We start from the raw sequence: 15,188 nt of genomic DNA, 5'->3' as shown, positions 1-15,188 counted from the left end.
TATTCGATGAAGGTGTAGAGCCGTTAAGCTATATTGTTTAGCAATTAATAATAGGAGCCATAAGGATACACATATGGGTAGTGATATGGATATGGGTTCATATAATTTGGCTGTTTAGGCTTAGGTTTATGTTTACATTTACAATCAGATTCTTTTTGTTTTTCAGAAGCCGATTTTACACGATTGCAGTTTTTAGGCGGACCAATATATGTTGACGGTACAATTGGCGCAATGGTTTTCTTCCACTGTTTTTCATCTAAACAATAAGTGTGAGCCATAATATTGGCAGGTGTAAATGTTAATATATCTGAACCTAAAATGACTTCAGGAGTTGGAGCATCAAAAATAGCTAGTAAATGCGTGTCATCCTCAGTAGCTACTTCATAATGCCACCAGCCTTGCGGTACATTGGCAACTTGACCAGGCTTTATAGGATAATTCTCAATTTTTTTTGTAAAGGGATTAAGTATAGATACGATAGCAGCACCCGAAATACAATAAACAAGTTCGGCTGCATTTTGATGATAGTGAGGTTCTACCACATTGTCCTTACTTAGGAAAATATCAAGCAAGGACGTATTTTCTAATGTATTTAATTGTTCTACACCTAAGATATTAATATAATTCTGTTGATCTTTTTTAAAAAGAGTACTGTCATTTACATCAAAAGTGAACTGTGTTGACGGAGAAGTATAATCAATATTTGAGCTAATAATTACATCCTTTCTAATTAATTTTCAATACTTGTCATCAGCACAGAATATGTACCAACGTTAGTTTAGGCTTACATGAACGCCCATTTTATTTTCATTCAGAGAAGACTCCTATCACTGAAGGTGTAGAGATGAATGGGGATGTGGTTTCTTTTCAGTGGATATCCAAACACCTACTGAATGAAAATAAAGCCTCCGGATGCAATTACGCCAAGGCGAAATTGAATTGTCCTCTTGAAGACCTCCTTTAAAAATTAGTTTAAATTACCACTTCTAATTAAGAACATATGTGCGTATAATGGATATACAAACATTTGTTCTGTAATGAAAAACAGCTCTGTTATACTTACTTGTTTTTTGGGGGAGGGAAGTGAAGATCTAACAGAGCTAGTGAAAAGGAGCAACTAAGATGAAAGAACAGTTAATAAAAGCAATGCAGCGTCAACAAGTAGTTCGCATGATGTATGTAGCCAAGTCTGGTGCCATTACGAAAAGGCGTGTGAAAATCATGAAGATTGTTGGTGATTCCTTTACAGCATTTTGCTTTACGAGGCAGGCAAAGCGTACATTTATTATTAACAATGTTCTAGCAATACTCCCGGTTACACATCGGAAGCGTGAGGTGATTTGAATTACGACAATCTGCCACACAAGGACATTTTTTGTATTGACATGAAATGCTTTTACGCAAGCTGTATTGCCATGCTAGAAGGTCTAGATGTCTTGAAAGATGCTATTGCAGTTATTGGGAATTTTGAGCAACCAGGTAGTATCGTACTCGCAGCTTCACCAGTGATGAAGGAAAAATTTAAAATCAAAACGGGAAATCGTCGTTATGAGATACCTAAGCATCCAGATATTAAGCTTTTTGAGCCTAAAATGTCATTTTTTCTCGACATGTCAATGGCAATCACTCGCCTTATAGCTGAGTATGTACCTGCTGAGGCGATTCATGTCTATAGTGTCGATGAAAGCTTTGTGGATTTAACTGGTACAGAATGCCTTTGGGGTTCGCCTGAGCAAACGGCCAAAACGATTCAACAGGCGATTTACGAGCAATTTCGCATTCCCTGTGCAATCGGTATGGGACCCAACATGCTAATAGCGAAATTAGCGTTAGATTTAGATGCGAAAAAATCTGGCTTTGCTAAATGGACATATGAAGATATTCCTAAAAAACTTTGGCCGGTACGACCTCTGTCCGAAATGTGGGGCATTGGCAAACAGATGGAAGCAAACTTGAAAGCAATGGGGATACAAACAGTCGGTGGGTTGGCTAATGCGGATTTAGAGGAATTAGAAAAGCGCTTTGGTATTATGGGCAATCAATTATATTACCATGCATGGGGGATTGATCTTTCCACATTAGGAGAGCCTTTAGTGAAGAATTCAGCGTTAAGTTTTGGTAAAGGACAAATGTTAATGAGAGATTATCACACGCGAAAAGAAATTGCCGTCGTCCTACTTGAAATGTGTGAGGACGTTATGAGACGAACACGGGAAGCGGGATATGTTGGGCGTACGATCAGCTTAGGCCTTTCTTATAGTCGAAATGCTATGACAAAAGGATTTCATCGCTCTAGGACGATGGAAGTCCCAACAAATGAAACCCTTGTTATGTATAAAGTCTGTCTTGGGTTACTGGATGAGCACTTTGCTGGTGAGCCAGCACGTCAATTGTCAGTGAGAGTAACGAACTTGGAGCCAGAGTGCAGTATCCAATTGGATTTATTCGATGAGCGCAAGGAGCAACGTCAGGTAATTGGTCATGTGATGGATGCCATCCGCAGAAAATATGGCGCTGTGGCATTATTAAGGGCAGTATCTTATACGCAAGCTGGCACAGCCATTACACGTAATCGCTTAGTAGGCGGGCACTTAGCGTAAGGGGGGAATGAGAGAAGAAGAGATAGGAGAACGATTAAGAATTCGAGGAGTGTTTAGATGATACGTGACCGTGGATCAATGAAATGGACGGCGATGATGCTTCCTGAGCATCTTGGCCTCATTAAAGAGTGGAAGCAAGAGCAATTTTACGATAAAAAGCGAGAATTAACTGAGTGGGAGTTAGAAGAAATAGAACAGACCATACAACGTGCTTTTAAAATGCAAAAACCGATTACATTAACGCTATGGAACAACCATAATTTGCACGACGAGACAGGGCTAGTTACAGGAACTGATATATTCAAAAAGGAATTGCTACTAGAGACGGATGTAGCTATCAAGCGTATTGCATTTGATAAAATCAAAGACGCAAAGATGGTGGACGTTGATGATTAATGGTGAGGATCGCAGTATTTTGTATGAGTTTATAAAATTAGATATGGCAATCAGGTCATTACAACAAGACTATTCGTCGCTTGAAAAGTTAAAAATGTCCAAAATCTACATCCAGATTGTAGAAGGTTTATTAAAAGATATAAGAAATGATTTCTACAACAAAAAACGAGCCTTAGTTAAGAAAAATATTGCCGTTGTAAAATGGGTTAAAATTGATGAATATTTCAGCGATGTAATCATCAAAACAGCCGGTGAGGATGAGGTGCTACGTTATGCTAATCAAGCACTAAAAGCACAGGTAGAGGAGCTCATTCATAGCCGTTTAAACAAATGTGTGTAGAGATAGTTTGAAATCGCAGAAAACGACCCTATGGGAATAGGGGATATACAAAACTGGTCTGATGTCCAACTAAATACGCACCATTTTTAAAACCTTCTTATCACATTTACTGATACAGTTAAAGTTGACGAACCAAAGAAAAAAGTTATAATCCAAAATTACGTTTAATAAAGGGTTTTTAATCAACTGTATTGAAAAATATATATACCATAATCTGGAGGGGGTAAAATGATTTTTGAAATGACTACTCAAGTACGAGTATCTAATGTCGAAGAAGGGCATAAATGGTATGAAACACTGTTAAACAAAAAACCTGATTTCATACCACACGATGGTTTTGTAGAGTGGGAACTCATACCTGGTTGTTGGTTACAAGTAGCAGAGGGTAATTTTACTGAAGGAAATGGTCCTTTACGTTTAGGGGTTACAAATATCGAAGCGGAAAGAGAAAGACTAATAAAAGAACTTAACATTGATAACTTTGAAATTTACTCAAGACCAGAAGTTTCAGCTAAATGGGGAACATTTACTGACCCTTGGGGAAATCGTCTTGGTTTTTTTGAATACTTAGATAAGACTGAAGAACAAGCACGGATAAAAGCTATTATGAGAAAAGAGGGAGTTTAAGTATTGTATTAACGGGTGCTTTACGTCAAGACGGTTTCTTTAGATTTGGCATTTGCAAGGTATTTTGCGATATTTTCCAAAACCTTTTTAAGACTAAAAAGAAGAAGGTTATATATTGGAGAATTTACTAGAAATGGAACTAATAGAATCCACTCAAAGAATAGAGGTTGCAAATAAAAAAGCAACCTCTATTGCGGAATAGTAGAAAACGCTAAAAACTAAAAAAGACTCTCAATTTCAAACTGGAATCTAATGGAGTGTTGTTCAAGATGTTATTTGGCATGGACGATACTGAGGAGGACGATGATGAGTAAATTCAATATTTTGGCGAAATATATACCTATGATCCAGACAGCGAGCATAGGTGAATGGATTATTGATAAAGAAAACGATGGAACGCCAGAGCATCCGATACATACGCCTTTTGTGGGCTATTCCGAAATGGTGCATAACTTCATCAACGATGTTTACACCTTTGAAGAAAATAATAAAAATATGGAGCTTACCCGCTATGGAGATATTCTCAAAGATAACGACCTTGAATGGGATACGGATTCTATGAAGAATGCGGACGTTTCAAATTTGAATGCACAGTGTGTGCTTGCGCTTATTATGGGTGCTGTTAGAGCTGAGCGCTTTTGCGAGGGTGCATTATTAGATTTCTTTAAGAGTGGCTGCATATTGAAGTGGCTTGAAAGATTAAACAGTATTGAGTAAAGAAGGATTGACTTTGGATATAAACAAAATGAAAGTCCTATCGTATGATAAATTGCGTGCTTCTTATAGGAACTTCCTACATAGCCATTGTTGGAGTTAGTATAAAAATAGATATAGAACGAATTCCTATTATTGGAATTCGTTTTTTAGTTTGTGGAACATATTGAACTTATGGTGCAGGTTAGTAGAAGGTTATAGCTGCTTATGACGGTGGGGGACAGCGATGTTACCGATTCAGATTAAACTTCTTACGGAGTGGGAGCAAGAGAGTTACCACGAGAACCTGCCAAATAGAGGGATGATAGAATAAAAATATTATGTAAACTATTAGAAAGAACTTAAAGATTTGATATGAAGTGGAATAATTCAATTAGAACATCCAAAAGAGTATGTAATACTTACACATATCATTGACATTTTCTTCTTTAAAATAGCTGATTATCAAAACAGTATATCCGCAATGACAATCATATGTGTAGGTTCAAATTCCTTATATCCTGATGCCCGTCAGTAAGGGGTAAACAGAAAAAAATCACTCATGTCATGACGAGTGATTTTTGAAAATCTATTAGAAGTTTAGGTTCATAACAATTTGCTCGCCAATAGGTCCCATTCTTCTTTCCCCGTTATCGACAAAGCCAACTTTTAAATATAAATTTTGAGCGGGAATATTTTTATGGTTGACCACTAAAACCACTTCATTACATTCTTTAAATACTCTCTTAATAAATTCAGATAATGCCAGCATCCCTTTTTTGGCATACCCATTTCCTTGCTGTTTATGATCAATAGATAATGCCGTTAGCAGCATAGCATTTGGATTGTTAGAATACTCTTTTACTCTTTCTGTTGCGTGCAGGACAAAAAATCCTACAGGTACATTATCGCTCAAAATAACAATTGGATACTGTCCAACCATTTCAATCGAAATCTCTTTTGGAAGGGCGGTAAATTGACATTGTTCTTCCGGAAGTTCAAAGTCATTCAAAACATCCACAAAGTCTTCTGAGAAATGTACTAATTCAATGGTGTTAGTTTTTTGCATAAAAAATTGCCTCCTTTGTAATCATTTTAACAATAGAACAAATGTTCGTCAAGGTACATAAAATGAATCCTAACCAAATTCGTATAAAGGCAATGCCGATCTTCACATAGTGCTGCTAACTAAACAAGCTTCCAAAAAATAATATAAAGGATATGATGCTAGCTAGAAGCAATGTGAGAACGATTGAAATAAAGCTTCTAATCATAGACGTTATATTGTTAACATCTTTCATTCCAATGAGAGTTAAGAAAAAACATAGGATTGTTAATAGTAAAACAACACTCAATGGATGGAAATGAAGATAGGAGACAAAAAGGTTTATAAAAGTGGCAGAAAAACTTGCTATGAAGAATAAAAAAATGCAGCATAAAGACATGAAGAATGACCACAAATTTAAATTGATTCCCATACATTTCCTCCTTTTTTACTTAAACGAACTTAAATGAATCTTTGTTCCTGAAGTTCTTTCCATTCAAAAATGATCAATAAAAAAGACGCATGATAAAAAATGGCTAAAATACTACTATCATATGTTTATCCAGAGGCAACGATAGAGGATGTAATGAAGAGGCTACATTTACCTATTTTAAAGGTGGATGAAGTGGGCGGACGCTTTACCTACATTGAATTTGTGGGTGTAATGGAAAGCTTTTTTTCTGTAGAGGTGGATGGCTAAAATATATTAAAAACCAGTAAGCTTAAGCTCGTAGTCAACTAATGCATTAACACTTGTCATGTAACACTAAATCCTTTCATTTAGAAACCTTCAATAGAGGTGCATTAATGGAAATTATTGTACAAAAGAAATCATTAGAGCGGAGGTTAACAGGTGTGGCGTATGAGTTGCCACAGAATCCAAATACGTTACGCGAACAACCTTGCCGATGTGCCAACAGTGCAAAAAATGGCGAATAGCATTCCACATTTGACTGTCGAATAGGTGTAGCAATATTTTATAGTGATTGTGTCAGCATATATGCAAAATAGCCAGCTATCCGAAAAAAATTCAGATAACTGGCCATTTGTTGTGCGTATCATAAAGGTACGCTCTTTTTAATGTTAAATAGTTTCCCATAGCTTTTGGCGGTTCGCCAATAGCTCAAGTAGCTCTATCAAACTCGGAGCTAAATCTTTTCGCATATTTGCGATATTTTGGAATAAGGGTATCGCTGAACGCATTTGATATTCACTGTAAACATAGTAGCTAATAAAAGCACATTCTCCATAGCCGCGTGGTTCATTCTCTTCCCATTCTTCCTCATCTTCCTCTTCAACTACTGAACAAAGCCATTTTTCCTGTAGCAATTCATCCATATGCTGCACAGGGATAGATGTCAGCTCCTCCCAAGTAAAAGCAGAAGCAACTGCAATATATAACTGTATTTCTTCCTTCTTTACACTTTCTACAGATCGATTCGGCAATGTGTGTAAAAGCTGTTGAATAACCCATGGTGTAACCTGCCATAGCGTGCCTTGATGTTCAATTAATTGTGCAAGCTTATCATATTGCTCCATCTTTATTAATTCTGGAATTTTTGTACCTCTTCCGTATGCAGTTGTTAAACAATGCCAAGGTAAAGTTAGCATTTCTTGATAGGCAATTTGCATGAAAATACTCCTTATATAAGTTCTTTTATAATCGCCTCAAAGCGTGTGCGATATGGTTCTGGGATGCGCATGAATGCTGAGCTTGTAAAGTCATTCAAATGGATGATGCCAAAGCATGTATATAAAAGCTGCGCTACAGCCAGATCTTTAAATTCCTCAATTTCTTCGTTTTGTTCGAGAGGAATATATGGACAAAGCTCTATAAGTGGTGTCGTCATAAATTTTTCGAACCATAGTAAGTTATCATCTGTGCTCATAGCTTGTTCAAAGAAAGCATCATACGGAACTTCTTGTACAGATTGTACCGTACATACAAAGACGGGTAATGTTTCCGGTGTTAGCCCAAATGTTTCAACATAGGCTTTCGCAAAGTATTCAGGCATTGGTGAATGGTCACCATCGCATTCATACATATAGTCGATAACGAGCTTGCTATAGGTTTTATCGTATAAACCAAGACCAAAAACGGCGAATGTACTTGGCATCGCAGCCTGTTCCTCATCGACATCTTGATAAAAATGATATTGTGCCATCGCCTTATAGCTATACTCGGCTAGTGCGGCATGTAGGCTAGGGTAGCTGACAGCTTTAGCGAAGAAGTGATGTGATGATGTCACAGGTAAATGCTCGATTGGTAGCACTAAGTTACTCTTACCTTCATAATGAATGCTATAGCTTTTAGGGAAATCTTCTTCTAATAAAGCATTCAAGTAGGCTAATACTTGGCGATAAGCCTCTTCGCTTTCCTCTTTAATTTGAATCGTAATCTTTGCCAGCACATCATTTGCTTGGCAAAAAATTAGATCGGATTCCATTTGTTGTTTATGTACTGGCAAAGTGCCAGAGCCAATTGTGATTAATGAGTTGTAAGTTTCTGTATCTAATTCTTTAATGGTTGCTAACAATTCTTTAACTGTTAAATATTCAAAACTTGCACCATACTTTCTTAGATTTATTGCATAGTAGCTTAACAATGGTAGGTAGGCTAATGATTGGTGCTTGTTAGTGAAATTAGAAAGGCAGTAGCGCTGTGTCTCAAAGCCAAGCTCTTGACGAAATGCATCTAACAATGCGAGCTGCTGATAGTGGCAAAGTACTTCATGCAGCGTGATGTCGTTTAGTGAAAAAGAAGGGGTGATGATTTCAGAAGTATAGACGTCTGTTTCAATTTTATATTGTTTAGAAAGTAGCTCTTGCTCAAGTTGTAGCCATACTGTTTCATTTTTGGTGAAATGTTCAACTTTCATGGTATTGCCTCCCTCTGTAAATTAAATGAGTTAATGCCTGATGTAACATCACGATTAAAGCCACTGAAAATCATTACATACAACTAGTCAATAGCACTGCAAAACAGTCCATGCTTTATCGAATTTTTTATTTTTGCAGTCTTCCTTGCGAATCCAGAAGTATAATTTCCCGCTATCGCCCCACATATAGCCGAGGTCATCTTCCGAATCAAGCTGTAATAGGAGATGCCAATCCTTTACGTGTGGTTCAAGCTCCCTGCGTAACGGATGATTGTAGGCTGTTGAATCCCCACAATATAAACCATTTGTGACAAGCTGGCATTGTAAATACATATCCCCTTGAATCGTATCAGGATGACCATCTATGCGATGTGTCGTTTGTTCCATTGACTCTTCATCGACCCAATCATATAAAAAATCATTGTAGGCATCCTGTTGTTCCTCTGTTAAAAGGTCTTCTAAATTTTCAGCATAGGGAGACTCCCCTGAGGGTAGTGTCCATTCATTTCTAAAGTGTAACGCCGCGCTATTAATATGCTCATCTAATGCTGCGGGTTGCTGCATTCGTTGTAAACGGTCAGGCGTTTGTGTGAAATGGAAAACGTGAAAGCCATCGCCATTATTTGGATCATAGCCCCAAGGCTGTCCAGCAGCATCATAGAAAAAGGATAACAGCCCCTCGTCTGGTAATAAATTGTATGAATCATAGGGCTTTACTTCCATTAAATTGAGCTGACATAGAAAGTATAACGGTTGATTATTATTTGTATAGGGCCATACAAAATCTGTCGGTACATCGGGAGCACCGCCAATTTTAGAATGTCCGATTTGAATGGCGTCATCTGCTGTTGGTGTTGTCGTAGCACGAATTGAATTTTTTGCGAACTGCAAAATTTGCTCTGCCACCTCTCCAAGCTCGAAAGCATGCAATGCAGCACGTAGCTTTTCCATGTGTATTCCCCCTCATTTTTGTCTAATATCAATATAGCACATACGTTCTTGTTTTGTAAAATTTGTATTTTGAATTATGGGAATATTGTTGAATCAATAGCTAGAGAATAAAGGTGGCGCATTTTGAGTATATAAAGATGATTTATGTCAACTTGAGATGGAAGGATGGAATGAAAATAACAAATATTTAATGGCTAATAGATTGGAAGCGATGGAACGTTGATGATAAACCGATTATTCAAATATTACAATTCCTACCTTTATATGATATAAATAACATAACATGCATTCAGTTTAACGGAGGTTTTTATTTGAAAAGAATTATAACTATTTTAGGGATATTAATTGTTGTTTTGGTACTATTTTTAATAATTAGACACCAGCAACTTGAATTTCCTACAAATGAGATAAACTCTTCAGATGCAATGGATAAACTTGAAAAATCTAATAAAAAAATCGAAATAGTTGGAGAAACAGAGGAATATGATTGGTATCTTACTTTTTTCGAACAAGGTGATGGACAAAAGAGATTTATAGAAGAAATAGAGAAACAAGGATGGATATTCGATTCTCAAGAAGGAGCAGGGCTGATATTTAAAAGAGATAATGAAACATTAATAACAAAATGCGGTCTTTGGAATAGTAATAAATATCTCGTATGTAGCGCGCCTTCAAGAAAATAAATGCCTAGCTTTGTCAAATTACCTTTGAAATAGTTTATTTACATAGGTAAACCTAAATTTGCTCTATAACAAGTAGTAGATTCAAATAAAGATTTAACGTAACTAAAGAAAGCCGCAGCGTATTGTTGCAGAAAAGAAATAATCATTGGTATGTATATGTAAGTGATCAGAATAAATGTGGATAAGAGGAGGGGAAGATTAAGTGCAAGTAAAACAATACAATCATAAACTTATTCAAAAGGCTTTAAGAAGGTACAAATATAACGATGATATTAACCAAGAGGAAACAAATGAAGATTTTTTGCATAGGTATTCTTTTTTTACAAAACGAAGAAAAAAAAATCTCAATGATCTCTATATTGTTTTAGGTGGTACACCAAATTGTAATCATATTGCAGCTAAAAATCTTCTTTTTCAAGGTAATGATGAATGCTGGAAATTCTTTGAACGGACTGCACTATTCTGGGCATACGAATATACAGGTGGTAGTTTTCCTTTTATTGATCCAGTTGCATCATTATTAAATTATGCGCTATATGTGGAAAGAATAGATTTAATAGAACTACTATTAACAAAAATTGTTGATGATTTAAAAAGAGATGAGTATAAGAATAACAAGGAATACATTAAGCAAAAGGTATACCCAAGTACATATTTGACACACTTCTTAATTGAGAAATTAGGGATAGCGAATCCTGTAAAAGATAAGGTCATGCAATACGGTGATGGATTAGGGATCTATGAGCGAATTGTAGCTGAGTGGGATACTCAATTCAATGAAATTGAGGATGAGTATTGGAATAGCTTATGTGAGTATCATTTAAATGGAATTGGTGTTTCGGGAACTAAATGGAAAAATGAGGAGTTTCTATATTTTGGTCTTGTTCCTATGGAATTAATTAATCTGTTTAAAGTGAGACAAAAGCTAGGATTAGATGTCCCTATAATTAAACATGAGTTATTTTCGACGCCAATGGCTACCTATCCCACGATTCCTACTGGTTATAGTTCAGACCTAGACGTAAAGTTTCAACTTGTTGAGAGAACTATGGAAGATGCAAAGATCTATACATTTGAAGAAATAGCGGAGCAATTAAAAAATGAGCATGGGGAGAATGCTGATCTTTTTTACTAAACTTCTCAACTAATAAAAATTGAAGAAAAAGATTTAAAAGGTGGTTTAAGATGGATGGCTGAACGAATTGGACGAATAAGCGATTGGTTTTGGGATATAGTAAATGAGTCAGATCAGGATGAGAACAAGCTCCAAGAAATACTAACAGGAATGGATAAAAATGATATATATAGGTTTCAAGATCTTTTTGTTGAGGCTGCAGTTGAATTAAGATACGAGCCGTTCACAAACTTTACTGAGAGTTCGGAAGACGGCATTGAGGATATTAGCAATTGGGTTGTGAGTCAAGGTAAAGCCTACTATGCTGAAATTCTAAAACACCCTGAAAGAATCCCTTATTCCGTAGAAGATAGGACAAATGAAAGTATTGCCCATGTTGCAGATAAGGTATATTTTGACAAGTATGGTGAAACTACAGGTATTTATTAGATGGTGGCTTTGTAAACAAAATAGTAGCATTTGGTGGATATATTTGTAATAATTACCTTATCAAAGAGTAGCGTAAAATTCCTTAAAATTGGATTTTTATTGCTACTCTTTTGTCTCTAGTTCAACTTTAAATACTAATGGTACATAAGTTTTTGTTAGAAATGGAATTGTACGATACGTTTCCCCTAAGTGCATAAGCAAAATGGGAGGATAAAACGGTACTTGTTCGATGGAACTTAGGACTACAGCTATCGAGCATGGAAAAAAGGAAAAAGCATGGGCTTGTACCATGTAATGCGAAAAATATACGAGGGGGATTATAATGGGAGATTTAAAAATCCTTAAAGAACGAAAAGAGTGTATGATTTTTCAAGCGAGTGAAAATGATAGCAGCAATGGATGGATTGGAGGGAATGCACCAACTTATTTTGATGAATTGGAAGCCAAAGTAAATAAAGAAACTGAGTTGCATTTTTATTTGTCTATAGTTAATCCTTTTGATAAAAACGAAATGATTTCCATTTTTGCTCCTAATAATTTTGAAGAACGTATTTCTAAAAATAAGTATCCAAATTGTTCATTAGTAACAATTAAACACCCTAAAACAGAAGAAAGTAAATTTGATACTTTTACCAACCCTGATTTAGTGAAGCATTTTATTTCGGAAGCTAATATTGTAAGCGATAAAAATGCATTGAAAGAAAGTTTTCTTATCAAATTTTTGGGAACTCCAAAGCATATTCAGCAAGAAGACTATTATTATAAGGAATTGCATGATGATGGGTTTAGTTTCATATTCCAGGTCGATGAGGAAGGGTATCCAGACACTCTGATAAAGCCAAGAAAAAGTTATCCCTTTGCGTTCGGTGCTATATATTTATATGCACAGATTTTAGAAGATTCGATTGAGAATCCCATAAAAAGTTATTGGCAATATTCTTAATGTGAAGAGATGAAGAATACGTTCACACGAACTACTTTTACATATGTTTTTTTAAGTCGCTAGAAGTTTTGAGATATTAAAGCGTTCGCAGAGTATTAATAGCTTCGGAGCAAAAGTGTTGGAATATATCCAAATTGGACTTACTGGTGGAAATCCGACTCTACATGCATAGGTAAGAATAGAAACTAGATCAGTAAACTCTGGATATTAATATTCATATAATTCACAAACGCTAGGGGAAGGCAGGGATGAAAAAGGGAAAACAGTTCATATAGATGGAAAGGAGGATATTAAATGTCCAGGTTAGAATACGGCAAAGAATTTTTAAAACTACTTGATGAATTAGAAGTGACTTCACCAACCGAAGTTCTCCCGCTAATAAAAAAAATTAATAGAGAAACATGTGTGGAGATGGGAGTAGAGACAATTACCTTCTTTTCCAATACGTTCGTTGTTGAAAAATTAATAGAAATAGCATACAAATATGAGTCCGATGAAAAAATTTTAGTTTGGTTTTTAAGGTCGATAACGAGAATTTCTCAAAGATATAATGTTAATACCCAAGAGATCTACGATTTTTTGTTTAAACATTTCAAGTCCAGTAGTAAGGAGATAAAGTTCGTAGTCGCATCACGAATAATATCCATGCCTCAATTTGATAGATATGAAGGAAAATGGGATTATATTATTTCGACTGCAAAGATTCCACCGAAAAGATATTCCATGGACAATTTTTTATTTGAAATTGAAAAGAAAATTAGTGAAATTCCTATTGAGAAAATAGAAATCATTACTAACATTTTGGCAAAATATATTAATTCTTCAAAACTGGATATAACTACACATAATCGTTATGTTGATGTAATAGAGAAGTTAAAAATAATAAAAAACTTGTAAAAAGGCTACAGAGGGTATCAGTTTAGCAGATGAAATTAGCAGTATCACGAAATGTTAGGAGGAAACGATGTCTTTTGAAAAATTAAAAACCATTCTACCGGTACCTAATTTAGCAATTTCTTCAGATAACTCTTCGAAATGGAGTGAAGTTGAAAATAAATTAGGTGTAGTATTACCTTCTGATTATAAAGAGTTGATCGCTTTATATGGTTCAGGTATTATTGGAAACTTTATAATGATATACTCTCCAGTTACAGAAAATGAAAATATGAATTTTTTTATTCAACAAAATTTGTATAAAGATGCATATCTAACTTTAAAAGTGAGTTTCCCGGTGGACTTTCCATATGAAGTATTCTCAACAAATGGAGGAATACTGCCTTGGGGACGAACTGAAAATGGAGATACATTAAATTGGATTGTGGATACTAATCAAGGTGACTGGGCTATTTTGGTAGATGGTGGATCAGGTGATTATTTTGAATATAAAGGTTCTATGACTGGATTTCTCTATGATGTATTAAGTGGGAGTATTGTTTGCCCTATATTTCCAAAGGATTTTCCTGATAAAGATAGCAAAATTACGTTTGTTGGTTTAAAGGATTAATGCTTATATGGTTGTTCGGCGATATTCTTCTACTATCTGATTGAGCTGGTAGGAATGGCTACCTATCCCACGATTCCTACTGGTTATAATTCCGACTCAGACGTAAAGTTTCAACTTGTTGAGAGAACTACGTAAGATGCAAAGATCTATACATTTGAAGAAATAGTGAGGCAATTAAAAAATGAGCATGGGGAGAAAGCTGAAATTTTTTACTAAACTTCTCAACAAATATCGCAATTAGTGGTAAAAAACATGGTCTTAATCCTTGTAATGCTTAGAAAGGGAGAAGAAGCCAGTTAGTGAAAATATGGTTTCGAATAAATAGATGGAAAATTTGAATTATTTACTAAGTGATAGGTCAAAAGCGCTTGTTTTTATGGGAAGAAAATTCAATGACGGTGATACTAGCTGGATTGGAGGGAATGCCCCAACGTACTTTGATGATCAGGAAGATTTTCAAAGCAAATACGGGTCTAAATATTACTTTTACTTATCATTAGTAAATCCACTAAATCCAACTATGATGTTTACAATTTTTTTTCCTAGAGATTATGATGAATACTTAGAAAATAACAAGTATCCTAATTGTGCAATTCTACTAGTTGAGCACCCTGTATCTAATGAAAGTAGCACAGATGTGTTCACTAATTCAAATATGAAGAAGTATGCAATTGGTAATTGTGGAGTAATAAATAACGATACAAGTGAAAATCAAATTTTTTTGGTAAAATTCGGAGGAACTCCAGAACACATCCAAAATAAAAACTTTTATACTAAAGAGTTAGTAGCCGATTCGTTTGAGTTTTTATTTCAAATTGATGAACAAGGGTATCCAGAAGAAGATGATTTTATCCAAGGGAACTATCCATTTTCATATGGTGCCCTATACATATATGCACAAATTAAGAATGAAAATGTTACAGATCCTGTTGTTGGATATTGGCAGTTCTCTTAAATGATTTA

The 15,188-nt window shown here is 35.4% G+C and carries 19 protein-coding genes; 14 read left to right on the top strand and 5 right to left on the bottom strand.

Annotated elements, in window-relative coordinates:
* Positions 1 to 44: 44 nt before the first annotated feature.
* Positions 45 to 713, bottom strand: coding sequence for a cupin domain-containing protein (locus ACVWXS_RS04940; RefSeq protein ID WP_402985848.1), 669 nt, complete (start codon positions 711 to 713; stop codon positions 45 to 47).
* A gap of 409 nt (positions 714 to 1,122) precedes the next feature.
* Between ACVWXS_RS04940 and ACVWXS_RS04935 the strand changes: the two genes are divergently transcribed.
* The 6 genes from ACVWXS_RS04935 (at position 1,123) to ACVWXS_RS04910 (ending at position 4,680) form a co-directional block, all read left to right on the top strand.
* On the top strand, positions 1,123 to 1,344 hold the full coding sequence (locus tag ACVWXS_RS04935) for a transcriptional regulator (protein ID WP_368635080.1): 222 nt from the start codon (positions 1,123 to 1,125) through the stop codon (positions 1,342 to 1,344).
* A 41-nt stretch (positions 1,345 to 1,385) separates the two neighbouring features.
* Positions 1,386 to 2,600, top strand: a complete 1,215-nt coding sequence (locus ACVWXS_RS04930) for a Y-family DNA polymerase (protein WP_456956551.1) — start codon at positions 1,386 to 1,388, stop codon at positions 2,598 to 2,600.
* Between the two features lie 57 nt (positions 2,601 to 2,657).
* Positions 2,658 to 2,996 carry a YolD-like family protein gene (locus tag ACVWXS_RS04925; RefSeq protein ID WP_456956549.1) on the top strand — a complete coding sequence of 113 codons (339 nt, stop codon included), beginning with the start codon at positions 2,658 to 2,660 and terminating at the stop codon, positions 2,994 to 2,996.
* Positions 2,989 to 3,336 (top strand): aconitate hydratase, encoded by a 348-nt coding sequence (locus tag ACVWXS_RS04920; RefSeq protein WP_368635077.1) that lies wholly within the window; start codon positions 2,989 to 2,991, stop codon positions 3,334 to 3,336. The genes ACVWXS_RS04925 and ACVWXS_RS04920 overlap by 8 nt, the downstream gene beginning before the upstream one ends.
* A gap of 228 nt (positions 3,337 to 3,564) precedes the next feature.
* Positions 3,565 to 3,963, top strand: a complete 399-nt coding sequence (locus tag ACVWXS_RS04915) for a VOC family protein (RefSeq protein WP_456956547.1) — start codon at positions 3,565 to 3,567, stop codon at positions 3,961 to 3,963.
* Between the two features lie 306 nt (positions 3,964 to 4,269).
* Positions 4,270 to 4,680, top strand: a complete 411-nt coding sequence (locus ACVWXS_RS04910; protein ID WP_456956545.1) for a DUF6508 domain-containing protein — start codon at positions 4,270 to 4,272, stop codon at positions 4,678 to 4,680.
* A 568-nt stretch (positions 4,681 to 5,248) separates the two neighbouring features.
* On the opposite strand, the gene ACVWXS_RS04905 is transcribed toward ACVWXS_RS04910, so the two are convergent.
* Positions 5,249 to 5,725 (bottom strand): GNAT family N-acetyltransferase, encoded by a 477-nt coding sequence (locus ACVWXS_RS04905; RefSeq protein WP_456956543.1) that lies wholly within the window; start codon positions 5,723 to 5,725, stop codon positions 5,249 to 5,251.
* Between the two features lie 508 nt (positions 5,726 to 6,233).
* On the opposite strand from ACVWXS_RS04905, the gene ACVWXS_RS04900 reads away from it, so the two are divergent.
* Complete coding sequence (locus tag ACVWXS_RS04900; protein WP_456956541.1) at positions 6,234 to 6,401, top strand: hypothetical protein; 168 nt, start codon at positions 6,234 to 6,236, stop codon at positions 6,399 to 6,401.
* A 383-nt stretch (positions 6,402 to 6,784) separates the two neighbouring features.
* Here ACVWXS_RS04900 and ACVWXS_RS04895 read toward each other — a convergent pair whose 3' ends face one another.
* From ACVWXS_RS04895 to ACVWXS_RS04885, 3 genes are all read right to left on the bottom strand, one after another.
* Positions 6,785 to 7,333: a hypothetical protein gene (locus ACVWXS_RS04895; RefSeq protein ID WP_456956539.1), complete on the bottom strand. Its 549-nt coding sequence runs from the start codon at positions 7,331 to 7,333 to the stop codon at positions 6,785 to 6,787.
* A gap of 11 nt (positions 7,334 to 7,344) precedes the next feature.
* Complete coding sequence (locus ACVWXS_RS04890) at positions 7,345 to 8,580, bottom strand: DUF6138 family protein (protein WP_456956537.1); 1,236 nt, start codon at positions 8,578 to 8,580, stop codon at positions 7,345 to 7,347.
* Positions 8,581 to 8,667: 87 nt separating this feature from the next.
* A complete protein-coding gene (locus ACVWXS_RS04885) occupies positions 8,668 to 9,531 on the bottom strand; it encodes a YwqG family protein (protein ID WP_456956536.1) in 864 nt (287 codons plus the stop codon).
* Positions 9,532 to 9,842: 311 nt separating this feature from the next.
* On the opposite strand from ACVWXS_RS04885, the gene ACVWXS_RS04880 reads away from it, so the two are divergent.
* From ACVWXS_RS04880 to ACVWXS_RS04850, 7 genes are all read left to right on the top strand, one after another.
* Positions 9,843 to 10,214 (top strand): hypothetical protein, encoded by a 372-nt coding sequence (locus ACVWXS_RS04880; protein ID WP_456956535.1) that lies wholly within the window; start codon positions 9,843 to 9,845, stop codon positions 10,212 to 10,214.
* A 202-nt stretch (positions 10,215 to 10,416) separates the two neighbouring features.
* Positions 10,417 to 11,349, top strand: a complete 933-nt coding sequence (locus ACVWXS_RS04875) for a hypothetical protein (RefSeq protein WP_456956533.1) — start codon at positions 10,417 to 10,419, stop codon at positions 11,347 to 11,349.
* Between the two features lie 54 nt (positions 11,350 to 11,403).
* The gene (locus ACVWXS_RS04870; protein WP_456956531.1) at positions 11,404 to 11,778 is read left to right on the top strand and encodes a DUF4240 domain-containing protein; all 375 of its coding nucleotides are present in this window, start codon (positions 11,404 to 11,406) and stop codon (positions 11,776 to 11,778) included.
* Between the two features lie 322 nt (positions 11,779 to 12,100).
* Positions 12,101 to 12,721, top strand: a complete 621-nt coding sequence (locus ACVWXS_RS04865; protein WP_456956529.1) for a hypothetical protein — start codon at positions 12,101 to 12,103, stop codon at positions 12,719 to 12,721.
* A 294-nt stretch (positions 12,722 to 13,015) separates the two neighbouring features.
* Positions 13,016 to 13,618: a hypothetical protein gene (locus ACVWXS_RS04860; RefSeq protein ID WP_456956527.1), complete on the top strand. Its 603-nt coding sequence runs from the start codon at positions 13,016 to 13,018 to the stop codon at positions 13,616 to 13,618.
* Between the two features lie 67 nt (positions 13,619 to 13,685).
* Positions 13,686 to 14,225, top strand: a complete 540-nt coding sequence (locus ACVWXS_RS04855; protein ID WP_456956525.1) for an SMI1/KNR4 family protein — start codon at positions 13,686 to 13,688, stop codon at positions 14,223 to 14,225.
* A gap of 325 nt (positions 14,226 to 14,550) precedes the next feature.
* Entirely contained in the window at positions 14,551 to 15,180 is a 630-nt protein-coding gene (locus ACVWXS_RS04850; protein ID WP_456956523.1) for a hypothetical protein, read from the top strand.
* Positions 15,181 to 15,188 lie beyond the last annotated feature (8 nt).

It is taken from the genome of Lysinibacillus sp. TE18511 (assembly GCF_054062295.1).
The sequence above is the reverse complement of the archived record's forward strand: the minus strand, read 5'-3'. Positions and strand labels throughout refer to the sequence as shown.

Bases quoted from the DNA above. Each gene is read 5' to 3' on its own strand.
- ACVWXS_RS04935 (WP_368635080.1), top strand. From the start codon at position 1,123: ATGAAAGAACAGTTAATAAAAGCAATGCAGCGTCAACAAGTAGTTCGC.
- ACVWXS_RS04930 (WP_456956551.1), top strand. From the start codon at position 1,386: ATGAAATGCTTTTACGCAAGCTGTATTGCCATGCTAGAAGGTCTAGAT.
- ACVWXS_RS04925 (WP_456956549.1), top strand. From the start codon at position 2,658: ATGATACGTGACCGTGGATCAATGAAATGGACGGCGATGATGCTTCCT.
- ACVWXS_RS04920 (WP_368635077.1), top strand. From the start codon at position 2,989: ATGATTAATGGTGAGGATCGCAGTATTTTGTATGAGTTTATAAAATTA.
- ACVWXS_RS04915 (WP_456956547.1), top strand. From the start codon at position 3,565: ATGATTTTTGAAATGACTACTCAAGTACGAGTATCTAATGTCGAAGAA.
- ACVWXS_RS04910 (WP_456956545.1), top strand. From the start codon at position 4,270: ATGAGTAAATTCAATATTTTGGCGAAATATATACCTATGATCCAGACA.
- ACVWXS_RS04905 (WP_456956543.1), bottom strand. From the start codon at position 5,725: ATGCAAAAAACTAACACCATTGAATTAGTACATTTCTCAGAAGACTTT.
- ACVWXS_RS04900 (WP_456956541.1), top strand. From the start codon at position 6,234: ATGGCTAAAATACTACTATCATATGTTTATCCAGAGGCAACGATAGAG.
- ACVWXS_RS04895 (WP_456956539.1), bottom strand. From the start codon at position 7,333: ATGCAAATTGCCTATCAAGAAATGCTAACTTTACCTTGGCATTGTTTA.
- ACVWXS_RS04890 (WP_456956537.1), bottom strand. From the start codon at position 8,580: ATGAAAGTTGAACATTTCACCAAAAATGAAACAGTATGGCTACAACTT.
- ACVWXS_RS04885 (WP_456956536.1), bottom strand. From the start codon at position 9,531: ATGGAAAAGCTACGTGCTGCATTGCATGCTTTCGAGCTTGGAGAGGTG.
- ACVWXS_RS04870 (WP_456956531.1), top strand. From the start codon at position 11,404: ATGGCTGAACGAATTGGACGAATAAGCGATTGGTTTTGGGATATAGTA.
- ACVWXS_RS04865 (WP_456956529.1), top strand. From the start codon at position 12,101: ATGGGAGATTTAAAAATCCTTAAAGAACGAAAAGAGTGTATGATTTTT.
- ACVWXS_RS04860 (WP_456956527.1), top strand. From the start codon at position 13,016: ATGTCCAGGTTAGAATACGGCAAAGAATTTTTAAAACTACTTGATGAA.
- ACVWXS_RS04855 (WP_456956525.1), top strand. From the start codon at position 13,686: ATGTCTTTTGAAAAATTAAAAACCATTCTACCGGTACCTAATTTAGCA.
- ACVWXS_RS04850 (WP_456956523.1), top strand. From the start codon at position 14,551: ATGGAAAATTTGAATTATTTACTAAGTGATAGGTCAAAAGCGCTTGTT.